We start from the raw sequence: 19,907 nt of genomic DNA on the forward strand, positions 1-19,907 counted from the left end.
CCGACAACGACGTCGAAAGGGATACGACAATGACCGTCACGACTCCTCCGAGCACCTTCGCGAACCCCGGAAGCCCGGATGCCAAGGTGCAGTTCAAGCCCCGCTACGACCACTTCATCGGCGGCGAGTACGTCGCCCCCTCGTCCGGCAAGTACTTCGAGAACCCGTCGCCCGTCAACGGCAAGGTCTTCACCGAGGTCGCGCGCGGCAATGCGGCCGACGTCGACAGGGCCGTCGAGGCCGCCTGGCGCGCTTTCGACTCGTGGAAGAAGACCACGATCACCCAGCGCGCGATCATCCTGAACAAGATCGCCGACCGCATGGAGCAGAACCTCGAGATGCTCGCCGTCGCCGAGACCTGGGACAACGGCAAGCCGATCCGCGAGGCCCTCGCCGCCGACGTGCCGCTGGCCATCGACCACTTCCGCTACTTCGCGGGCGCGATCCGCGCTCAGGAGGGCTCGACCGGCGAGATCGACAACGACACCGTGGCCTATCACTTCCACGAGCCGCTCGGGGTCGTCGGCCAGATCATCCCCTGGAACTTCCCCCTCCTCATGGCCGTCTGGAAGCTGGCCCCCGCCCTGGCGGCGGGCAACTGCGTCGTCCTGAAGCCGGCCGAGCAGACACCCGCGTCGATCCACGTCTTCATGGAGCTGATTCAGGATCTCCTCCCCGCCGGCGTCCTGAACATCGTGAACGGCTTCGGCGTCGAGGCGGGCGCTCCCCTCGCCTCCCACCCGAACATCCGGAAGATCGCCTTCACCGGCGAGACGACGACCGGCCGCCTGATCATGCAGATGGCATCCGAGAACCTGATCCCGGTGACCCTCGAGCTCGGCGGCAAGAGCCCGAACGTCTTCTTCGCCGACGTGGCCGACGAGCGCGACGACTTCTACGACAAGGCGCTCGAAGGCTTCTCGTTCTTCAACCTGAACTCGGGCGAGGTCTGCACGTGCCCGTCCCGCGCGCTGGTCCAGCAGAGCATCTACGACCAGTTCACCGCCGACGGAGTGGAGCGCGTCAAGCAGGTCAAGCAGGGCAACCCGCTCTCGCTCGACACCATGATCGGTGCTCAGGCGTCTAACGACCAGCTCGAGAAGATCCTCAGCTACATGGACATCGGCAAGCAGGAGGGCGCGAAGCTGCTCCTCGGCGGCGACCGTGCCGACCTGGGCGGCGACCTCACCGACGGCTACTACGTCAACCCGACGATCTTCGAGGGCCGCAACTCGATGCGCATCTTCCAGGAGGAGATCTTCGGCCCTGTCCTCTCGCTGACGAGCTTCAGCGACTACGACGACGCCATCAAGATCGCCAACGACACCCTCTACGGCCTCGGCGCCGGCGTGTGGAGCCGCAACGGCGCTCGGCTGTACAAGGCGGGCCGCGACATCCAGGCCGGCCGCGTGTGGTCGAACACCTACCACCAGTACCCGGCGGGAGCCGCGTTCGGCGGCTACAAGCAGTCGGGCATCGGCCGGGAGAACCACAAGATGATGCTCGACCACTACCAGCAGACGAAGAACCTCCTCGTGTCGTACGCGGACGGCCCGATGGGATTCTTCTGATGCCGGACACCTCGGTGTCCGATACCCAGCAGGCGCTGTCGCGGGTCGACGTCTCACCCGCGGCAGCCGCCTTCCTCGTCGAGCTGACGGAGCAGCATGGCCCGCTGATGTTCCACCAGTCGGGCGGCTGCTGCGACGGCAGCTCGCCGATGTGCTACCCGGTCGGCTTCTTCCGGATCGGCGCGGTCGACGTCCACCTGGGCGACCTGCACATCGACGGGATCGACCCGATCGAGGTCTACATGTCGAGGAGCCAGTTCGAGTACTGGAAGTACACGCACCTCACCATCGACGTGGTGGCCGGCCGCGGTGCCGGGTTCAGTGTCGAATCCCCCGAGGGCAAGCGCTTCCTGATCCGATCGCGCATGCTCGACGACGCCGAGCTGAAGGCCTTCGACCTGATCTGAGAGCTGCCGCGACGTCTACGCTCTGCCCGGTTCGGGCGGCAGAGCGTAGACGCCGTGGCCTGTCCTGACCACGACACCGCGGCGGGCGAGCACCGAGAGCGTCGAGAGCACGCTCGACCGGCGGTAGTCCGGCAGGCCCGCCACGATCTCGGTGGTCGACGAGGGCCCCGTGCGCAGGAACTCGGGGATCCGCTCGGCGAGGCTCGACGTATCGGGCCCCGGCTCCCCCGCCCCGCCCGGCTCGTCCATCGCGTACTCGCGCCGTGCGTCGGCCAGGCCCTCGGCCGACACGCGGGTCACGGCGCCCGACGCCTTGGCATACGGAGCGAGGGTCAGCGACCGGCCGACGCGGTTGTAGACGTTCGACTGGCTGGTGCCCTGGTGCTCCGCGATCTCCGGGTACGACGCGCCGCCGAGCAGCAGGGTCGCCTCGCCCTCGAGGCCGAGCCACTGGCCGAGGCTCGCGATCTCCCAGCCGGCGGTGGTCACCGCCGAGCCCCAGACCTCGATGTCGTCGGCGTAGTCGGTCGTGAGCTGCTCGAGGTCGGCGACGATCTCGGCGATCCGCTCACGGGCGTCGGCCACGATCTCCGCCGTGAATCGCGGCGGCCTGCGAAGTTTGATTGATCCTGACATTTGTGAAAGACTCTACAAGTTGTCCGGCGAACCGGGCACCACCGCGCTACTGAACACCACAGTCTTTCTTCAAGGAGTACCCATGGCTTTCGCAATCGTGCGCGCCGGCGGCCGTCAGGAGAAGGTCGAGGTCGGAACGATTCTGACCGTCGACCGTCTCAAGGCCGCCGAGTCCGACACCGTCTCGTTCGTCCCCGTCCTGCACGTCGACGGCGACACCATCCTCTCGGGCGACCAGCTCGGCACGGTCACCGTCGAGGGCGAGGTCCTGAACGACCTCCGCGGCCCGAAGATCGTGATCCAGAACTACAGGAACAAGACCGGCTACAAGCGTCGCATGGGCTTCCGTGCCGACCTGACCCGCGTCAAGATCACCAAGATCACCACCAACTAGTCGAGGAGCTGACTCATGGCACACAAAAAGGGCGCATCATCCACCCGTAACGGCCGCGACTCGAACGCGCAGCGCCTCGGCGTCAAGCGCTTCGGCGGCCAGGTCGTCTCGGCCGGCGAGATCCTCGTCCGCCAGCGCGGCACCCACTTCCACCCCGGCGTGAACGTCGGCCGCGGCGGCGACGACACCCTCTTCGCCCTCGCCGCAGGCAGCGTCGAGTTCGGCGCCAAGGGCGGCCGCAAGGTCGTCAACATCGTCGCAGGCGTCTGACTGCAGTAACCTCGAAAAGGCGGGCCACCTCACGGTGGCCCGCCTTTTTCGCGCACCGTCATTGAAGAACGTAATAAGTCGGCAAGGACTCGAACGGGGGCCTCGCCCTGGCCGGTGCACCCCGCTAATGTCGACCGGGTTCAGCAGTTGTTCTCACATGGTTAACCGACTCGCGCGGTCTGATTCACCGTACGACCAGCAAACAGATGGTGGACTTGGCTCCGAACACCTTGCACGAGCGTGAGCGTCACACTCGCCCACGTCAGACTGGCTCCATCTGTACCACGCGAATGCGAGAATCATGGGTCTCCGCACGGCTGAGCACGCTCGGCCCGACCACTTCATCCTCCACCTCAGCGACACGCATCTCATCGAGGCCGACTCCGACCTCTACGGCGATGTCGACAGTGCCAGCCGTCTCCGCCAGATCCTGGCCGAGCTGGAAGACTCCGGGGCTCGACCCGAAGCGATCGTCGTCACCGGCGACCTCGCCGACAAGGGCGAGCCGGGAGCGTATCGCAAGCTCCGCGCGCTGATGGAGCCCGTGGCGCTCCGTCTCGGAGCTCAGATCATCTGGGCGATGGGCAACCACGACGACCGGGGCGCATTCCGCTCCGAGCTCTTCGGCCAGATTCCGAGCGACCGCCCCGTCGACTTCGTCTACGACGTCAACGGACTCCGCATCATCACGCTCGACACCACCGTGCCGGGCCACCACTACGGCGAGCTCACCGGCGCCCAGCTCGACTGGCTGGCCGAAGAGCTGTCGGTGTCTGCTCCCGACGGCACCATCCTGGCCATGCACCACCCGCCGGTACCGAGCATCAAAGACCTCACCGTGCTCGTCGAGCTGCGCGATCAGGCCTCGCTCGCCGAAGTCGTCGAAGGCAGCGATGTGCGCTCGATCATCGCGGGCCACCTGCACTTCTCGACGAACGCCATGTTCGCCGGCATCCCGGTCTCGGTCGCCTCGGCCACCTGCTACACCGCCGACCTCAACATCCCGACCGGTGCGACCCGCGGCCAGGACGGCGCGCAGTCGTACAACCTGATGCACGTCTACCCCGAGACCATCGTCAGCTCGGTCGTCCCCATCGGCAGCTACCGCACCGTCGGCGAGTACGTGGGCCCCGAGCAGGTCGCCGCGCGTCTCGCCGAGGCCGGCGTCGTCATCCCCGCCGCTCGTCCGCGCCACCGCGCCGAGCCCGACGTGCTCACCGTTCCGACGCGCGACCTGTCGCTCACGGGACCCATCGGCACCCTCTAGCCGCGGGGCCCGCCTCGAACGGTCAGTTCTCCCAGGGAGCTCTGAAGGGGAAGTAGCGCTCGAGGAAGTCGGTGACGACCGCAGTGCGCTCTTCGTCGGTGACCTCGGGGAAGCTGCCGTCGTTGAGGCAGAAGAAGTCGTCAGAGCGCTTCTTCAGGAGCTCGGACAGGATGGCGAGACCGGCGACCATCGTCGTGTCGACGTAGCTCACCTTCGCGTTCTCCTGCACGATGGCGCGCCCCGTGACCAGCGCGTAGTAGTGGTAGAACGAGTTCGTCACCGAGATGTTGGTCGCGGCCCGGAAGGGCGAGGCGGCGGTCGACGCGAAGTCGGCCGCGAACTCGTGCTCCATCTCGAACAGCACGCTCTTGCGCAGCGGCGTGGCCGTGTGCTCGAGGTGGCGAGTGGTGACGCGTCCGAACCGCTGCTGCAGCAGCTGGCGGTTGACTCGGGCGGCGTTCTCGTGCCCGGATCGCGTCGCGTTGTTCAGCCCCAGGCCGATCCTGGTGTCCGCCTCGATGAACTTCGTGACCGAGCCCGGTGAGAAGAACATGCTCGGGCTGACCGGGCGGCCGAAGAACATGTCGTCGTTCGAGTACAGGAAGTGCTCGCTGAGGCCGTCGATGTGGTGCAGCTGCGACTCGACGGCGAGCGAGTTGTGCGTCGGCAGGACGGACGGGTCGGCGAAGAACTCCTCGCTGCGGACGATGCGCACGCGCGGGTGATCGGCGAGCCAGGCCGGGGCCGGCGAGTCGGTCGCGATGTAGATGGTGCGGATCCACGGCGCGAACATGTAGACGGAGCGCAGAGCGTACTTGAGCTCGTCAATCTGCCGGAACCGGGCGGGAGCGTCGTCGCCCTCGCCGAGCACGTGCTTCTTCTCTCGGGCGGCTCGGGCCCGCTGGTACTCGACGGAGTTGCCGTCGACCCATGAGAAGACGATGTCGACGTCGAAGGTGATGTCGGTCGCATGGTCGTCGAACATGTGCTCGATCGTCTGCCAGTGGAAGCCGTAGCGTTCGATGTCGGTCAGGTTCGCCTCATCGAGCGGGAGGGTCCTGCGCATGAGAGCGTTCTCGACCGGGGCGAGCACCTCGGTCTCGGTGGTGATCCAGAACTCGACCTGGACAGCGAAGCCGGCGCCGTAGCGGAGACGGCCGAGCGGCTCGACGCGCGGGCGGAACAGGCGGATGACGCGCTCGGTCTCGGAGCCGAAGCCGTCGGCGATCACGAGGGCCGCGCGACCGTGGCTGCCCTTCGAGTAGAACGGCTCGCCCTGAGCTGCGGCGCGGAAGGCCGTCTCGAACTCGGCGCGTCGCTCGGCGTCGACGGCGATGACGGGACGCTCCCCGTTGCCACGGACGAGCAGGTGGGGAATCCCGGAATCGTCGAGCACGCCCTTCACGAAGGCGAGGTCTTCGAGCATGGACTGCTGCGGGGTGAGATGGCCGTTGAGGAGCGTGTACTGCCCCTTGCGGATCACGAGGTCGTCACGCTTGAGAGCGGCGCCTTCGCGGTCGCGACCGCCGGTGGTGGGACGGGGGGTCAAGAGAGGACTCTCCGCCGAGCCGACGATCTCCGTAGCCATTCAGACTCCACTTCCTGCGACGGCCCGTGCGGCCGTGAGTGCAATTAGACGATTTTACTCTGTCGGCGACCGGTTGCGCTGACGCGGTGCCGATACCGGTGCGGTGGGCCTAGCGAGAGCGAGGAGTACGAGCCGGAGTCGTCGAGGCCGGAGCGTCGGCCGACGCCACTTTCACCCGGACGCCCACGACGATGAACACCGCCGCGGCCGCGAACTGCATGCCCTGCCAGAGCTGTCCCGTGATCGGCACGGGCCACACCGGATTCCAGAGCACCGCGATCGCGGCCAGGAACGGCAGGTAGCCCCACGCCCTGCCCCGCCAGGCGAAGACCAGCACGATCAGGGCGAGGATCGCCACGACGTAGCGGAAGAGCACGAACGCATCGCTCGAGATCAGGGCACCGCCGGCGATCAGAGCAATCGCGGCCAACAGCCCCGGTGCCAACGCCGGACGCGTGAACGCGGCCTTCTGCGGTGTGGGCATGCTCCGATCCTAGCGCCCGCGGCAGGACCGGCCGGGCGGCGTCAGCGTGCCTCGCTCGGCCGGATGATCGTGATCGGCCTGCTCATCGGCGGCTCCTCGCGCAGCCTCTCGAGCCCGGGCTCGAGCTCCGACACCCAGGCGTCGTAGCCCGCCGTCGTGAGGTGCAGGCCGTCCTCGGTGAAGTCGGGGTCGAGCGCGTCGCCCACGGCCAGGGCGGGCCACAGGTCGAGGTACTGCGCTCGAACGGTCGCCGCGAACTGGCGCAGGTGCCGATTGGCGTCCTGGATGCGCGCCGAGTACTCGACGTCGCGCGGGGCGATCGACTGCAGCAGCAGGCGGACTCCCGGCAGCAGGCGCCGCAGGTCGACGAGAATGGTCTCGATATTGCGCACCACCTGCTCGACGCTCCGCTTCGACGCGAAGTCGTTCGTGCCGATCAGCAGCACGATCGAGTCGGGGTCGGCCGCCACGACGTCGTCGATTCGCGCGAGCACATCCATCGTGGTGTCGCCGCCGACACCGAGGTTCACGACCTCGTCGTTCGGGAACCGCGCCGCCCAGTCGCCGCCCTCGGTGAGGCTGTCGCCCAAGAACACGAGCTTCTCGCCCATCGTCATCGCCTTCTTTCCTGCTCGGAGACCGCCGGCCGCTCGACCGGTTCTTTCGATGCGGCGGCGGAGATCCTGTTCAGCATGCCGGAGAAGATGACTCCGTGGAAGGGCAGGATCGCGAACCAGTAGAGCCGCCCGCTCAACCCGGTCGGGAAGAACACGGCGCGCTGCCGGTAGTGGGCCCCGCCCTCGGGGCCGTCCGACACGAACATCTCGAGCCACGCCTTGCCCGGGACCTTCATCTCGGCTCGGAGCCGCAGGAAGTTCCTGCGCTCGATGCTCTCCACCCGCCACCAGTCGAGAGCGTCGCCGGGGCGGAGGCTCGTGGGGCTGCGGCGGCCTCGGCGCAGGCCCACTCCCCCGACGAGCCGGTCCATCCAGCCGCGCGCGGCCCAGGCCAAGGGGAACGAGTACCAGCCGTTGTCGCCGCCGATCCCTTCGATGACCCGCCAGAGCTGCTCGGGCGACGCCTTCATGTCAGTGGAGCGGTCGTCGGTGAAGACGGTGTGGCCCGACCAGTCGGGGTCGCTCGGCAGCGGGTCGCTGGGGGCGCCGTCGACGGAGCCGTCCTGCCAGCTGGTCTCGACCTCGCCGTCGCGCATCTTGCCGAGAGCCAGGCGCACGGCTCGACGGTAGCCGGTCAGGCCGCCCTCGGGCTTCGGCACGACCTCCTCGATGTCGTGCTCGCGCACCACGCAGTCGTACTGCAGCGACGCCACGAGAGGGATGGCCAGCGACCGCGGAATGGGTGTGACGAGGTTGACCCACTGCGACGCCAGCCACGGGGTCAGGACCGGCAGGGGCGCGATCGGCCGCTGCTTCAGGCCCGCCTCGACCGCGTAGCCGTTCATCATCTGCCCGTAGCGGAGCACGTCGGGGCCGCCGATGTCGAAGGCGCGGTTCACATCCGCGGGCACGTCGGCCGAGCCGATCAGGTAGTGGAGCACGTCGCGCACGGCGATCGGCTGGATCCAGTTGCGCACCCAGCGCGGCGCGGGCATGTACGGCAGCACGTCGGTGAGGTGGCGGATCATCTCGAACGAGGCCGACCCCGACCCGATGACGACACCCGCCTGCAGGGCCGCAGTCGGAACCCCCGAGGAGAGCAGGATCTCGCCGACCCTCTTGCGCGACTCCAGGTGGGGCGACAGCGGCCCGTCGGGGTGCAGTCCGCCGAGATAGACGATGCGCGAGACTCCGGCCGCCTTCGCCTCGGCCGCCACCGTCTGGGCCGCCTCGGCCTCGGTCTCCTCGAACGCGCCCTTGCCGGCCATGGCGTGCGCCAGGTAGTAGAGCACGTCGACGCCCTCGAGCGCCGCCCTGACCGAGTCGGCGTCGGTCAGGTCGCCCTGGGCGACCTCGACGTCACCCGCCCACGGCACTCCGATGAGCTTGTCGGGGCTGCGGACGAAGACGCGCACGTCGAACCCGGCCTCGATGAGGCGGGGCGCCAGGCGGCCGCCGATGTAGCCGGTGGCTCCGGTGACCAGGACACGACGCTTCGGCGTCGACCGGCGGTGCTGCGGGGCGTGAGGCTGTTCTGGCGAGTCGGGCATCGGCCCAACCTACGCCGCGGTTGCGGCAGCCTCTCAGCCGCGGGCGTCGAGATAGGCGCGGATCTCGGCCACGTCTCTCGTGATCTGCGCGATCAGCGACTCGAGCCCGTCGAACTTCACGTTGCCGCGCACCCAGCTGAGGAACGACACCGTGACCTCCTTGCCGTAGAGGTCGCCGTCGAAGTCGAGGAGGTTCGCCTCGACCTGCTTCTCGGGCACGCCCTGGAAGGTCGGGTTGTTGCCCACGGACACGGCCGCACCGTGCGCCAGGCCGTCGATGATGACGTCGGCCGCGTAGACGCCGTCGGCCGGCACGAACCCCTCGCTCCTCGGCTCGAGGTTGGCGGTGGGGAAGCCGAGCTCGCGCCCGCGCATCTCACCGTGAACGACGACCCCGCGGACGGACGGCGCGCGACCGAGCAGGGCGGTGGCCTCGACGATGCGGCCGGCGTCGAGGAGCTGGCGGATCCAGGTCGAGGAGACGCGGCGTTCGCCCAGCTCCGGCGCCCCGGCCTCGGAGAGCGCCCCGGACTCGACGAGAGAGCCGATCTCGAAGAGCACGTCGGGGATCAGCTCGACGTCGAACCCCCGCGTGCGCCCGAGCTCGCGCAGGGTGTCGACGGTGCCGGCGCCGCCCTTGCCGAAGCGGAAGTCGCCCCCGACCAGGATCACCTCGGCCTGCATCGCCTCGACCAGCACGCGGTCGACGAACTCCTCGGGGGTCAGGTCGCGGAGGTGCTCGTCGAAGGTCAGCATCAGCGTCGCCTCGACGCCGGTCGACTCGAGCAGCTCGCGCTTCTGGCGGTTGCTCGTCAGCGCCGCGGGCACGGCGCCGGGGTGGAGCACCGCCAGCGGGTGGCGGTCGAAGGTGACGACCGCCGACACGAGATCCCGGTCGCGCGCCACGGTCTCGAGCGCGGCGATGACGGCGCGGTGGCCCAGGTGGACTCCGTCGAACTTGCCGATGGTGACCGCGGAGGGCCCGAAGCCCGCCGGCACGTCGGCGAGGTTCGTGAAGAAGTCCACGCTCAGACCTCTCGCGGTGCGGCCCCGACGGCCGCGTCGCCGCGGGAGGGGCGGGTGCGGCGCAGCCACAGCATCCCGAGGATCGGCAGCACGAGCGGCACGAAGCCGTAGCCGATGCCGAAGTAGGTCCAGACGGTGGAGTGGTCGGAGTGGGCGTACTTGGCGCTCGGCACGAAGACCTCGGGAGCGATGATCGACATGAGGCCGACCAGCACCACGCCGGCCAGCTCGAAGGTGATCGTCGCCCAGGCGAGGCCGTACGACTTGCGGCCCGGCACGATCAGCGCGATGGTCGCGACGATGTAGACGACGGCCGACAGCCCGCTGAGCGAGTACGCCAGCGGCGCCTGCTCGAACTGGGTCGCGATCTGGAACACCGAGCGTCCGGTCGCCGCGAGGGCGAGGATCGCGTAGACGGCGATGAGGACGCGGCCGATGCCGACCGCTCGTGTTGACTGCTTCTGGACCATCATGACAAGGATATGACCCGGCGGGCACCGGCGGCGACCGCGACGGTCACGAGGCCGTCGCCGTCCAGATCTGAAGCATGCGCACGACCATCACGGCGACAGCGAAGACGGCGGCGCCGAGCACGACGTTGCTCCAGCGGGTGCGGTCGACGAGAGCCCACACGACCGCGAGGGGCGGCAGGAGCAGGGCGACGACGAGGTAGATGAAGAACTCGAGGACGCTGCCCGAGGCGCGGTTGCCGGCGAACGGGGCGATGATCGCCACCACCAGCTGGGCGATCAGAAGCAGCTCGACCAGGGCGACGGCGCCGAGCGTGTAGTCGTTGGGGATGCGGCGGGCCAGCCCCATCACGACGCAGAACAGCGCGACGGCGGCGCCGATGGCGGCCTGGACCCAGGTGAACCACTCGATCATGACCGGACCTCGTCCGTAGGGAAGTTGACGATGGGACGGGCCGTGCCCCGGGACACCGAGACGAGCCCGACGAGCCGCTCGCCGGGCGAGATCGCCGCGACGGGGCGCTTCGTGTCGGCGAGGTCGACGGCCAGCTTCTTGCCGTGACCGAGGTCGACCGCCTGCTCGGCGGTCAGCTCGAGCACGGAGAAGAGCCGACGGGCGACGACGGCGGGCGCCAGCAGCGCGGGCCGGACCGACTCGGCGTCGAGCGTCTCGATCGCGTCGGCCACGTCGAACGGACCGATCTTCGTACGCCGGAGGGCGGTGAGGTGGCCGCCGACGCCGAGACCCGCGCCGAGATCGCGCGCCAGTGCACGGATGTAGGTGCCGGAGGAGCAGTCGACGACGACATCGAGGTCGATCGCGTCGGACGAATCCTGGCGCCCGACGATCTCGAAGCGCGATACCGTGACGGCCCGGGCTTTCAGCTCGACCTCGACACCTTCGCGGGCCAGGTCGTAGGCGCGCCTGCCGTCGACCTTGATCGCGCTGACGGTCGTCGGCACCTGCTGGATGTCGCCGGTGAGCTCGGCCACGCCCGCCGCGATGGCGTCGTCGGCCACGGCTGCGATCGCATCGGGATCGGCCGTCGCCGTGACCGTGCCGTCGGCGTCGTCGCTGTCGGTCGAGGAGCCGAGGCGGATGGTCGCCTCGTAGGTCTTGCCGAGACCGACCAGGAAGGTGAGGAGGCGGGTCGACGAGTTGACACCCGTGACGAGGAGTCCGGTCGCCATCGGGTCGAGGGTGCCCGCGTGGCCGACCTTGCGCGTGCCGGCTGCTTTGCGGACACGCGACACGACGTCGTGGCTCGTGATGCCCTGCGGCTTGTCGACGAGGAGGATGCCGCTGTGCTGGGGGCCGCTGTTCACGATCGCCTAGCCTAGCGGGCGGGGTGCGCCGGCCTCAGCACGCGTCGTCGAAGAGACGGCGCGGGTGCTCGGGGTCGGTGTTGTCGATGATCGCCTGAGCGCGCCTTCGGCCATCGGGACTGCGGTCGCCCGCGTCGGAGCCCTCGACCCAGACCGCGTAGTGCCACAGGGTGCCGAGAGCAGAACGGCCCTCGAGCGCCCCGTCGACGACCAGGACGGCGTCGGCCGGACCCGTGACCCAGTCGGCCTCGACCTGCCGGTCGGCCACCGCGTCGAAGGCCGCCGGCACCCACGCGGCGCTGCCGCCCAGGCGGAACGGCTCGATCAGCATGCGGCGGAGCGCCGACTCGTCGACCGCGGAGTCGTCGCCTCGGCGCTCGCGCTCGGCCCGGGGCAGCAGGAAGTCGTCGACCGAGGCGCGGAACGCGCCGTGGTCGGCCTCGTGCAGGGATTCGACGAGGTCGTCGCCGAATACCGCCGCGGCGGCCCGGTCGGGACCGTCGACCGCGACGAGCACCCGGCCACGGCCGTAGTTGTGCAGGATCTCGTCCGCCAGGGCGCGAACGGTGTCTTTCTTCTCGGGTGCCCATCGCATCATGGCTCAGAGCCTAGGCTCGACGGGTGACAATCTCCCCCGCGATCGTCTCGTGGTTCCGCGAGAACGGCCGCGACCTCCCCTGGCGGCAGCCCGGCTTCCCCGCCTGGGGCACGCTCGTCAGCGAGTTCATGCTGCAGCAGACCCCGGTCGTGCGCGTGATCCCCAAGCTCGAGGCCTGGCTGGAGCGCTGGCCGACCCCGGAGTCGCTCGCCGCCTCCCCCGCCTCGGAGGCCGTGCGCGCCTGGGATCGCCTTGGCTACCCCCGCCGCGCCCTCAACCTGCATGCCTGCGCCGTGGCCATCACAGAGAAGCACGGCGGCGTGGTGCCGTCCGACGTCGACGAGCTCCTCGCCCTGCCCGGGATCGGCGACTACACCGCGCGGGCGATCGCGGTGTTCGCGTACGGCAAGCGAGTTCCTGTCGTCGATACCAACGTGCGGAGGGTGCTGGCCCGGGCCGTCGAGGGCCTGGCCGAACCGGGCTCGCCCCACGCGAAGCGCGACCTGCCGCTGATGGAGTCGCAGCTGCCCGACGACCTCGCCGACGCGCACGACACGAATGCCGGGACGATGGAACTGGGGGCTCTCGTCTGCACGGCCCGCTCGCCCCGCTGCGCCGAGTGCCCCCTCGAGGCCCAGTGCGCGTGGGTGCTCAGAGGCCGTCCCGCCCACGACGGCCCGCCGCGCCGCACGCAGAAGAAGTACGAGGGGTCGGACCGCCAGGTGCGCGGCCTGCTGCTGGGGGCCCTGCGGGCGAGCGAGAACCCGGTGCCCGCCTCGGAGCTCGACGAGGTGTGGGGCGACGACGTGCAGCGGTCGCGAGCACTCGCCAGCCTCGTGCGCGACGGCCTGGTGGTCGGGACGCCGTCGGCCGGATACGGTTTGCCCGACTGACGCGCGGGGGCGAGACCCCTCGGATCGGCCAGTGCACCTGTCCGCGGACTGGCGCCCAGGCCGATCGAGAGGGTTCAGCCCTCAGCCGGTGCAGGAACTAGCGGGTGCCGCCGTCGGGCTCCTCCGAGCCGCCCGCGGGACCGTCGAGCGAGTACTCCGCCTCGTCGTCGTCGTGCAGCTCGCGCGGCTTGACGTACGGGTCCTCGTCGCCGGCGTACTCGGCCGTCGAGGCCAGCGCGATGCTCTCGGCGTCGCGCTGTCGTGCCTCGATGAGCAGGGCGTCGATGGCCGCCGCGTTCTCAGGGATGCCGTCGGGGATGAACTCCAGCGACGGGGTGAGCCGCGCCGTGATGTTCTTGCCGACCTCCGAGCGGAACATGCCGGTGGCCGCCTTGAGTCCTGCGGCGGTGTCGGCGCGCTCCTCGTCGGAGCCGTAGACCGTGTAGAAGATCGAGGCGTGCTGGAGATCGCCCGTGACCTTCACATCGGTGATGGTGACGAAGCCGATGCGGGGATCCTTGATACCGCGCTCGAGGCGGCGGGCGACGATCTGCTGAATGCGATCGGCCATCTTGCTGGCGCGCTGTACGTCGACCATGGGGCCTTCTTTCCGGGGTACTGGCCTTGCAGGGGGAAGGGCCCGCAGGATCACGTGATCCTGCGGGCCCAGTGCCTCACGTTCTATACGCGGGGCTTTTCGACCATCTCGATGGTCTCGATCTCGTCGCCGATCTGGATGTCGTTGAACTTGCCCAGACCGATACCGGCCTCGAAGTCCGTGCGGACCTCGGTGACGTCGTCCTTGAAGCGACGCAGCGAGTCGATGGCGAGGTTGTCGCCGACCACCACGCCGTCGCGGATGACGCGCGCCTTGGCGTTGCGCGTGATCGTTCCGGAGCGGACGATGACACCCGCGATGTTTCCGACCTTGGAGGAGCGGAAGATCTCGCGGATCTCGGCCACACCCGACTGGACCTCTTCGAACTCGGGCTTGAGCATGCCCTTGAGCGAGTTCTCGATGTCTTCGAGGGCGCCGTAGATGACCGAGTAGAAGCGGATGTCCACTCCCTCGCGGGCAGCACGCTCGCGCGCCTTCGTGTCGGGGCGCACGTTGAACCCGATGATGACCGCGTTGTCGACGGTCGCCAGGTTGACGTCGCTCTCGGTGACCGCACCCACACCACGGTGGATGATGCGCAGCTGCACGCTGTCGTCCACCTCGATCTTGAGCAGCGACTCTTCGAGTGCCTCGACGGCACCCGAGACGTCGCCCTTGATGATGATGTTGAGCGCTTCGACCTTGCCCTCTTCGAGTGCACGGGTGAAGTCCTCGAGCGAGATGCGCTTGCGGGCCTTGGCCAGCTGGGCATTGCGCTCGACGGCTTCGCGCTTCTCGGCGATCTGACGGGCCGTGCGGTCTTCCTCGGTGACGAGGAAGGTGTCGCCGGCTCGCGGAACACTCGAGAGGCCCTGCACCTGGACGGGACGCGAGGGGTAGGCCTCGTCGACCGGGTCGCCGTTCTCGTCCATCATGGCGCGGACGCGGCCGTAAGCCGTTCCCGCGACGATGGCGTCTCCGACCCGGAGGGTTCCGGACTGGATGAGGACGGTGGCGACAGCACCGCGGCCCTTGTCGAGTCGCGCCTCGATCGCGATACCGCGGGCGTCCTTCTCGGGGTTCGCACGCAGATCGAGACCCGCGTCGGCCGTGAGGAGGACAGCCTCGAGCAGCTTGTCGATGTTCTTGTGGTCGCGAGCCGACACGTCGACGAACATGACGTCTCCGCCGTACTCCTCCGCGACGAGCCCGTACTCGGTCAGCTGCTGACGGACCTTGGCGGGGTTGGCCCCCTCCTTGTCGATCTTGTTGACCGCGACCACGATCGGCACTCCTGCCGCCTGGGCGTGGTTCAGCGCCTCCACCGTCTGCGGCATGATGCCGTCGTCGGCTGCGACCACGAGGATCGCGATGTCGGTGACCTGGGCACCACGGGCACGCATGGCGGTGAACGCCTCGTGACCGGGGGTGTCGATGAAGGTGATGGCGCGCTCGACGCCCTCGTGCGGAGCCCACACCTGGTAGGCGCCGATGTGCTGCGTGATTCCGCCGGCTTCACCCGCGACGACGTTCGCGTTGCGGATGGCGTCGAGAAGTCGCGTCTTACCGTGGTCGACGTGACCCATGACCGTGACGACGGGAGGACGGATCTGGAGAACCGACTCGTCTTCGTCTTCGAGCTCCTGCTCGAGGTCGATGTCGAAGCCCTCGAGGAGCTCCTTGTCTTCGTCTTCCGGCGAGACGACCTGGATGCGGTAGCCGAGCTCTTCGCCGAGCACCTCGAAGGTGGCCTCGTCGAGCGACTCGGTCGCCGTGGCCATCTCACCGAGGTGGAACAGCACGGTCACGAGGTTGCCGGGGCTCGCGTCGATCTTGTCGGCGAAGTCCGAGATGGACGCGCCGCGACGCAGGCGGACGACGGTCGTGCCGTCGCCGCGCGGGACGCTGACACCGCCGAGCGACGGTGCCTGGCGCATCTCGAATTCGGCCCTCTTCGTCCGCTTCGACTTGCGTGCCTTGCTCTTGCCGCCACCGCGACCGAACGCACCGGCGGTACCACCACCGGGGCCGCGACCGCGACCGCCGCCACCGCCGCCGGCCGGGCGCGGAGCGCCGAAGCCGGGTCGGAATCCACCGGGTGCGCCTGCACCTGCGCCGGCACCAGGGCCGCCGGGGCGCTGGAAGCCGCCGGGGCGCGAGCCCGCACCGGCCGGACGCTGGCCGAAGCCGCCGGGGCGCGGTGCGCCACCCGGACGCGGAGCGCCCGGACGGGGTGCGCCGGGGCGCGGCGCCTGGGGACGCGGACCAGCGGCGCCGCCAGGACGAGGACCGGCTGCGCCGGTTCCGCCCGGACGCGGGGCCGACGGGCGGCCCATGCCCTGGTTGGAAGCGAAGGGGTTGTTGCCCGGACGCGGAGCGCCGGGACGAGGACCGCCGGGACGAGGCGCACCCGCAGTGGCCTCGGCGGTGTCCGCGTCGGCCTTCGGGGCGTTGCGAGCGGCTTCGGCCTGAGCCTGGCGCTCGGCGACCGTCAGGGGCGCCGGCGTGACTGGGACCTCGGCGGCGGGTGCCGGCTCGCCCTCGGGGGCCGGGGTCTCGGCGACGGGGGCCTTGGGAGCCGCCGGGCCGGGGGTGGGCGCGGCGGGGCGCGGAGCGCCGGGTCGCGGCGCGCTGCTGGCAGCGGTCGCCGGTGCCGTGGCGGCGGGCGCCTTGGCAGCGGGTGCTTTGACAGCCGGTGCCGCAGCGGCCGAGCCGGACTGGCCGGCGAAGGCGGCGCGCAGCTTGCGCGCGACGGGCGGCTCGATGCTGGACGACGGGCCCTTGACGAACTCGCCCATCTCTTTCAGCTTCTCGAGCGCTGCTTTCGATTCGATACCGAGCTCGCTTGCGATCTCGTGTACGCGTGGTTTTGCCACTGTTCTCCTGTCTCGGGCCTCCACCCGGGGTCAGGAGGAAGCCATTAGTGCTGGACGCAACTCATTTCGAGGTGCTCATTAGTTGTCCATGGGCTGATCAGCCTTTTCTGTCTGTGTAGTGACTCGCGGCGCCCGGTTGGCGCCACTGGCTAGTTCGCGGCGGCCGTCACTGGGTGACGACTTCTGCGGGATGTGTCGTACGCGCCTCGAGGAACTCGCGGAGCGCACTGGTGTCGGGTTCGGAATCGAGTCGGAGTGCCCGGCGAAACGCCCTGCGCTTGACTGCTGATTCGAACGCCGGCATCGACGGGGTCAACCAGGCGCCCCGCCCGGGGAGCGACGCTGCCGTATCGGGTACGACGCGCCCTTCGAGGGCAATGACCCTCAAAAGAGAGGATCGTGGAGCGCGCGTTCGAGAGCCGATGCACGTTCTGACGGGTTCCACTCTACCCCTCCCTTGCTCGGACGCCCAGACGCCACGAGCGAACCGGCTTAATCCTCGAGGATCGAGTCGGGCTGGATGTCGATGCGGGCGCCCGTGAGCTTGGCGGCGAGGCGGGCGTTCTGGCCCTCCTTGCCGATGGCGAGCGACAGCTGGTAGTCGGGCACGAGCGCGCGGACGGCCTTGGTCGCGGCGTCGATCACGAACGCGCTCGACACCTTGGCGGGCGACAGGGCGCTCGCGACGAACGTCGGCAGGTCGGCCGAGTAGTCGACGATATCGATCTTCTCGTTGTTGAGCTCGGCGGTGACGGCCCGGACGCGCTGGCCCAGCTCGCCGATGCAGGCGCCCTTGGCGTTGACCCCGGGCTCGGTCGCGCGGACGGCGATCTTCGTGCGGTGGCCGGCCTCGCGAGCCAGTGACACGATCTCGACCACACCCGACGCGATCTCGGGAACCTCGAGCGCGAACAGCTTGCGCACCAGCGAGGGGTGGGTTCGCGAGACGGTCACGCTGGGGCCCTTCAAGCCCTTCGAGACGCTGGTCACGTAGACGCGGATGCGTCGCCCGTGCGAGTAGTCTTCGCCGGGCACCTGCTCCTCGGGGGGCAGGATCGCCTCGAACGAGCCGAGGTCGACGTGGATCATGCGCGGGTTGGGACCCTGCTGGATCACGCCGGCGACGATCTCGCCCTCGCGGCCCTTGAACTGCCCGAGGACCTTGTCGTCGCCGATGTCGCGCAGACGCTGGTTGATGACCTGCTTCGCGGCGAAAGCGGCGATGCGGCCGAAGTCGTCTGGGGTCTCGATCGCCTCGCCGACGACCTCGCCGTTGTCGTCGTGCTCGATCGAGAAGACCGACACGTGGCCGGTCTTGCGGTCGAGCTCGACGCGGGCCGACGAGCGCGACTCGGCTCCGGGTGCCTCGGCCCCGTGGCCCTCGCCGTTGCCTTCGTGCTTCAGGTAGGCCGTGAGAATGGCCTGCTCGATGATCTCCACGAGTTCGTCGAAGGGAATCTCGCGCTCGCGCTCCATGAGTCGCAGCACACTCAGGTCGATGTCCACTGAGGGCCTCCAATATTTAAGAATCGTGCCGTTCTAGCGGTGGCCGAACAGCAACAAGCAGTCTACCTGGTCGTCAGAGCGGCGACGGCCTCCGCCACGGGAACAGGGGTCCGCTCGCCCGTGCGGCGGTCCCACAGCTCGACGATCCCCTCGCCGGCCGAGCGGCCTACGACGACGATCTGCGGCACGCCCAGCAGCTCGGCGTCGCCGAACTTGACACCGGGCGAGACCTTGGGCCGGTCGTCGAACAGGACGTCGAGGCGCGCGCCCTCGAGGGCCGACACGAGCTCTTCCGCGACCTCGTAGACGACGGCGTCCTTGCCCGTGGCGACCACGTGCACGTCGAAGGGAGCGACGTTCTCGGGCCAGATCAGGCCCTTGTCGTCGTTGTTCGACTCGGCGATGACGGCGAGGATGCGCGTGACGCCGATGCCGTACGAGCCCATCGTGACGGTCACCTGCTTGCCGTTCTCGTCGAGCACCTTCAGCCCGAGGGCATCGGCGAACTTGCGCCCGAGCTGGAAGACGTGTCCGATCTCCATGCCGCGGGCGGTCTCGATGGGGCCGGAGCCGTCGGGCGCGGGGTCGCCCTCGCGCACCTGAGCGATCTCGTAGACGCCGTCGGCGGCGAAGTCGCGGCCCATGACCAGGTCGCGCACGTGCACGCCGTCTTCGTTGGCGCCGGTGACCCAGGAGCTTCCGGACACGACGCGGGGGTCGACGTAGTAGCGGATGCCCGACTCGCTCTCCGAGCCCAGCACCTGCGGGCCGATGTAGCCCTTCACGAGCAGCGGGTTCTTCGCGAAGTCGGCTTCGCCGGCGGCCTCGACCTCGGCGGGGTAGAAGGCCACCTCGACGCGCTTCATGTCGACGTCGCGGTCGCCGGGGAGGCCGAGCGCGATGATCTCGCGGGTGCCGTCGAGGTGCGTGAGCGCCACGATGACGTTCTTGAGCGTCTCGGACGCCGTCCACTCGCCGGCATCACGAGGCTGCGTGGCGTTCAGGTGCTCGACGAGCGTCGCGATCGTGGGAGTGTCGTGCGGGTCGAGCAGGGTCGCCTCGGCGAGCCCCTCGAGTGCGATCTCGTCGGGGACGATGGTGGTGAAGGCCTCGACGTTCGCCGCGTAGCCGCCGGCCGAGCGCACGAAGGTGTCCTCCCCCGCTTCCATGGGGTGCAGGAACTCCTCACTCTTCGAGCCGCCCATCGCGCCGGCGTCGGCCTTCACGATCACGTACGAGAGCCCGAGCTTGGCGAAGATGCGCTCGTACGCGTCTCGCTGCAGCTGGTAGCTGGCGTCGAGGCCGGCGTCGGACGAGTCGAACGAGTAGGCGTCCTTCATCGTGAACTCGCGTCCGCGCAGGAGGCCGGCACGGGGGCGGGCCTCGTCGCGGTACTTGTCCTGGATCTGGAACAGGGTGAGAGGGAGGTCCTTGTACGACGAGTACAGGTCTTTGACGAGCAGCGTGAAGGCCTCCTCGTGGGTGGGCGCGAGGAGGTAGTCGGCGTCCTTGCGGTCCTGCAGGCGGAACATGCCCTCGCCGTACTCGGTCCAGCGGCCGGTCGCCTCGTAGGGCTCGCGGGGCAGGAGCGCGGGGAAGTGCACCTCCTGTGCGCCGGCGGCCGTCATCTCGTCGCGGATGATCGCCTCGATCTTGGCCTTGACTCGCAGCCCCAGCGGCAGCCACGCGAAGATGCCCGGCGCCTGGCGCCGGATGTAGCCAGCCCGCACGAGCAGGCGGTGGCTGGTCACCTCCGCGTCGGAGGGGTCTTCACGGAGGGTGCGGACGAAGAGCTGAGAGAGGCGCGTAGACACGCCGCAAGCTTACCGA

The 19,907-nt window shown here is 69.2% G+C and carries 21 protein-coding genes; 6 read left to right on the forward strand and 15 right to left on the reverse strand.

Annotation, left to right across the window (positions count from 1 at the left end; all coding sequences use genetic code 11):
• Positions 1 to 29: 29 nt before the first annotated feature.
• The gene (exaC, locus tag AC3CBB_RS06500) at positions 30 to 1,571 is read left to right on the forward strand and encodes an acetaldehyde dehydrogenase ExaC (protein ID WP_488626405.1); all 1,542 of its coding nucleotides are present in this window, start codon (positions 30 to 32) and stop codon (positions 1,569 to 1,571) included.
• On the forward strand, positions 1,571 to 1,978 hold the full coding sequence (locus AC3CBB_RS06505; RefSeq protein WP_488626406.1) for a DUF779 domain-containing protein: 408 nt from the start codon (positions 1,571 to 1,573) through the stop codon (positions 1,976 to 1,978). The genes exaC and AC3CBB_RS06505 overlap by 1 nt, the downstream gene beginning before the upstream one ends.
• Before the next feature lie 15 nt (positions 1,979 to 1,993).
• Here AC3CBB_RS06505 and AC3CBB_RS06510 read toward each other — a convergent pair whose 3' ends face one another.
• Entirely contained in the window at positions 1,994 to 2,563 is a 570-nt protein-coding gene (locus AC3CBB_RS06510; protein ID WP_488626407.1) for a hypothetical protein, read from the reverse strand.
• Between the two features lie 133 nt (positions 2,564 to 2,696).
• Here AC3CBB_RS06510 and rplU point away from each other — a divergent pair, with 133 nt between their 5' ends.
• The 3 genes from rplU to AC3CBB_RS06525 all read left to right on the forward strand — a co-directional run bounded on the left by rplU (position 2,697) and on the right by AC3CBB_RS06525 (position 4,545).
• Entirely contained in the window at positions 2,697 to 3,008 is a 312-nt protein-coding gene (gene rplU, locus AC3CBB_RS06515; RefSeq protein ID WP_488625879.1) for a 50S ribosomal protein L21, read from the forward strand.
• A 15-nt stretch (positions 3,009 to 3,023) separates the two neighbouring features.
• On the forward strand, positions 3,024 to 3,278 hold the full coding sequence (rpmA, locus tag AC3CBB_RS06520; RefSeq protein ID WP_123504784.1) for a 50S ribosomal protein L27: 255 nt from the start codon (positions 3,024 to 3,026) through the stop codon (positions 3,276 to 3,278).
• 301 nt (positions 3,279 to 3,579) lie between these two features.
• The gene (locus AC3CBB_RS06525; protein WP_123504785.1) at positions 3,580 to 4,545 is read left to right on the forward strand and encodes a phosphodiesterase; all 966 of its coding nucleotides are present in this window, start codon (positions 3,580 to 3,582) and stop codon (positions 4,543 to 4,545) included.
• Positions 4,546 to 4,567: 22 nt separating this feature from the next.
• Here the strand turns inward: AC3CBB_RS06525 and AC3CBB_RS06530 are convergent, their stop codons facing one another.
• From AC3CBB_RS06530 to AC3CBB_RS06570, 9 genes are all read right to left on the reverse strand, one after another.
• Positions 4,568 to 6,133, reverse strand: a complete 1,566-nt coding sequence (locus tag AC3CBB_RS06530) for a stealth family protein (protein ID WP_488626408.1) — start codon at positions 6,131 to 6,133, stop codon at positions 4,568 to 4,570.
• Positions 6,134 to 6,242: 109 nt separating this feature from the next.
• The gene (locus AC3CBB_RS06535; protein ID WP_488626409.1) at positions 6,243 to 6,617 is read right to left on the reverse strand and encodes a DUF6804 family protein; all 375 of its coding nucleotides are present in this window, start codon (positions 6,615 to 6,617) and stop codon (positions 6,243 to 6,245) included.
• 41 nt (positions 6,618 to 6,658) lie between these two features.
• Complete coding sequence (locus tag AC3CBB_RS06540; protein ID WP_233579777.1) at positions 6,659 to 7,228, reverse strand: GDSL-type esterase/lipase family protein; 570 nt, start codon at positions 7,226 to 7,228, stop codon at positions 6,659 to 6,661.
• Between the two features lie 2 nt (positions 7,229 to 7,230).
• Positions 7,231 to 8,784 (reverse strand): SDR family oxidoreductase, encoded by a 1,554-nt coding sequence (locus AC3CBB_RS06545; protein ID WP_488626410.1) that lies wholly within the window; start codon positions 8,782 to 8,784, stop codon positions 7,231 to 7,233.
• 33 nt (positions 8,785 to 8,817) lie between these two features.
• Entirely contained in the window at positions 8,818 to 9,810 is a 993-nt protein-coding gene (locus tag AC3CBB_RS06550; RefSeq protein ID WP_123504790.1) for a bifunctional riboflavin kinase/FAD synthetase, read from the reverse strand.
• A 2-nt stretch (positions 9,811 to 9,812) separates the two neighbouring features.
• Positions 9,813 to 10,280: a hypothetical protein gene (locus AC3CBB_RS06555; RefSeq protein WP_123505173.1), complete on the reverse strand. Its 468-nt coding sequence runs from the start codon at positions 10,278 to 10,280 to the stop codon at positions 9,813 to 9,815.
• A 46-nt stretch (positions 10,281 to 10,326) separates the two neighbouring features.
• Positions 10,327 to 10,695, reverse strand: a complete 369-nt coding sequence (locus AC3CBB_RS06560; protein WP_488626411.1) for a hypothetical protein — start codon at positions 10,693 to 10,695, stop codon at positions 10,327 to 10,329.
• Positions 10,692 to 11,609: a tRNA pseudouridine(55) synthase TruB gene (gene truB / locus AC3CBB_RS06565; protein ID WP_370454061.1), complete on the reverse strand. Its 918-nt coding sequence runs from the start codon at positions 11,607 to 11,609 to the stop codon at positions 10,692 to 10,694. The genes AC3CBB_RS06560 and truB overlap by 4 nt, the downstream gene beginning before the upstream one ends.
• Before the next feature lie 31 nt (positions 11,610 to 11,640).
• Positions 11,641 to 12,204, reverse strand: a complete 564-nt coding sequence (locus AC3CBB_RS06570) for a nucleoside/nucleotide kinase family protein (RefSeq protein ID WP_123504793.1) — start codon at positions 12,202 to 12,204, stop codon at positions 11,641 to 11,643.
• A gap of 23 nt (positions 12,205 to 12,227) precedes the next feature.
• Between AC3CBB_RS06570 and AC3CBB_RS06575 the strand changes: the two genes are divergently transcribed.
• Positions 12,228 to 13,097: an HhH-GPD family protein gene (locus AC3CBB_RS06575; RefSeq protein WP_488626412.1), complete on the forward strand. Its 870-nt coding sequence runs from the start codon at positions 12,228 to 12,230 to the stop codon at positions 13,095 to 13,097.
• Between the two features lie 97 nt (positions 13,098 to 13,194).
• On the opposite strand, the gene rbfA is transcribed toward AC3CBB_RS06575, so the two are convergent.
• From rbfA to AC3CBB_RS06600, 5 genes are all read right to left on the reverse strand, one after another.
• Positions 13,195 to 13,695: a 30S ribosome-binding factor RbfA gene (gene rbfA / locus AC3CBB_RS06580; protein ID WP_123504794.1), complete on the reverse strand. Its 501-nt coding sequence runs from the start codon at positions 13,693 to 13,695 to the stop codon at positions 13,195 to 13,197.
• Positions 13,696 to 13,778: 83 nt separating this feature from the next.
• A complete protein-coding gene (infB, locus tag AC3CBB_RS06585; RefSeq protein ID WP_488626413.1) occupies positions 13,779 to 16,571 on the reverse strand; it encodes a translation initiation factor IF-2 in 2,793 nt (930 codons plus the stop codon).
• A gap of 166 nt (positions 16,572 to 16,737) precedes the next feature.
• Positions 16,738 to 17,016: a YlxR family protein gene (locus tag AC3CBB_RS06590; RefSeq protein ID WP_488626414.1), complete on the reverse strand. Its 279-nt coding sequence runs from the start codon at positions 17,014 to 17,016 to the stop codon at positions 16,738 to 16,740.
• Positions 17,017 to 17,063: 47 nt separating this feature from the next.
• Complete coding sequence (nusA, locus tag AC3CBB_RS06595; RefSeq protein WP_123504797.1) at positions 17,064 to 18,077, reverse strand: transcription termination factor NusA; 1,014 nt, start codon at positions 18,075 to 18,077, stop codon at positions 17,064 to 17,066.
• 62 nt (positions 18,078 to 18,139) lie between these two features.
• The gene (locus tag AC3CBB_RS06600) at positions 18,140 to 19,891 is read right to left on the reverse strand and encodes a proline--tRNA ligase (protein WP_488626415.1); all 1,752 of its coding nucleotides are present in this window, start codon (positions 19,889 to 19,891) and stop codon (positions 18,140 to 18,142) included.
• Between the last annotated feature and the right edge of the window lie 16 nt (positions 19,892 to 19,907).

Source organism: Frondihabitans sp. OV104 (genome assembly GCF_057787745.1).

Coding starts and splice junctions, on each gene's coding strand:
- exaC (WP_488626405.1), top strand. CDS start 30: ATGACCGTCACGACTCCTCCGAGCACCTTCGCGAACCCCGGAAGCCCG.
- AC3CBB_RS06505 (WP_488626406.1), top strand. CDS start 1,571: ATGCCGGACACCTCGGTGTCCGATACCCAGCAGGCGCTGTCGCGGGTC.
- rplU (WP_488625879.1), top strand. CDS start 2,697: ATGGCTTTCGCAATCGTGCGCGCCGGCGGCCGTCAGGAGAAGGTCGAG.
- rpmA (WP_123504784.1), top strand. CDS start 3,024: ATGGCACACAAAAAGGGCGCATCATCCACCCGTAACGGCCGCGACTCG.
- AC3CBB_RS06525 (WP_123504785.1), top strand. CDS start 3,580: ATGGGTCTCCGCACGGCTGAGCACGCTCGGCCCGACCACTTCATCCTC.
- AC3CBB_RS06530 (WP_488626408.1), bottom strand. CDS start 6,133: ATGGCTACGGAGATCGTCGGCTCGGCGGAGAGTCCTCTCTTGACCCCC.
- AC3CBB_RS06535 (WP_488626409.1), bottom strand. CDS start 6,617: ATGCCCACACCGCAGAAGGCCGCGTTCACGCGTCCGGCGTTGGCACCG.
- AC3CBB_RS06540 (WP_233579777.1), bottom strand. CDS start 7,228: ATGGGCGAGAAGCTCGTGTTCTTGGGCGACAGCCTCACCGAGGGCGGC.
- AC3CBB_RS06545 (WP_488626410.1), bottom strand. CDS start 8,784: ATGCCCGACTCGCCAGAACAGCCTCACGCCCCGCAGCACCGCCGGTCG.
- AC3CBB_RS06555 (WP_123505173.1), bottom strand. CDS start 10,280: ATGGTCCAGAAGCAGTCAACACGAGCGGTCGGCATCGGCCGCGTCCTC.
- AC3CBB_RS06560 (WP_488626411.1), bottom strand. CDS start 10,695: ATGATCGAGTGGTTCACCTGGGTCCAGGCCGCCATCGGCGCCGCCGTC.
- AC3CBB_RS06570 (WP_123504793.1), bottom strand. CDS start 12,204: ATGATGCGATGGGCACCCGAGAAGAAAGACACCGTTCGCGCCCTGGCG.
- rbfA (WP_123504794.1), bottom strand. CDS start 13,695: ATGGTCGACGTACAGCGCGCCAGCAAGATGGCCGATCGCATTCAGCAG.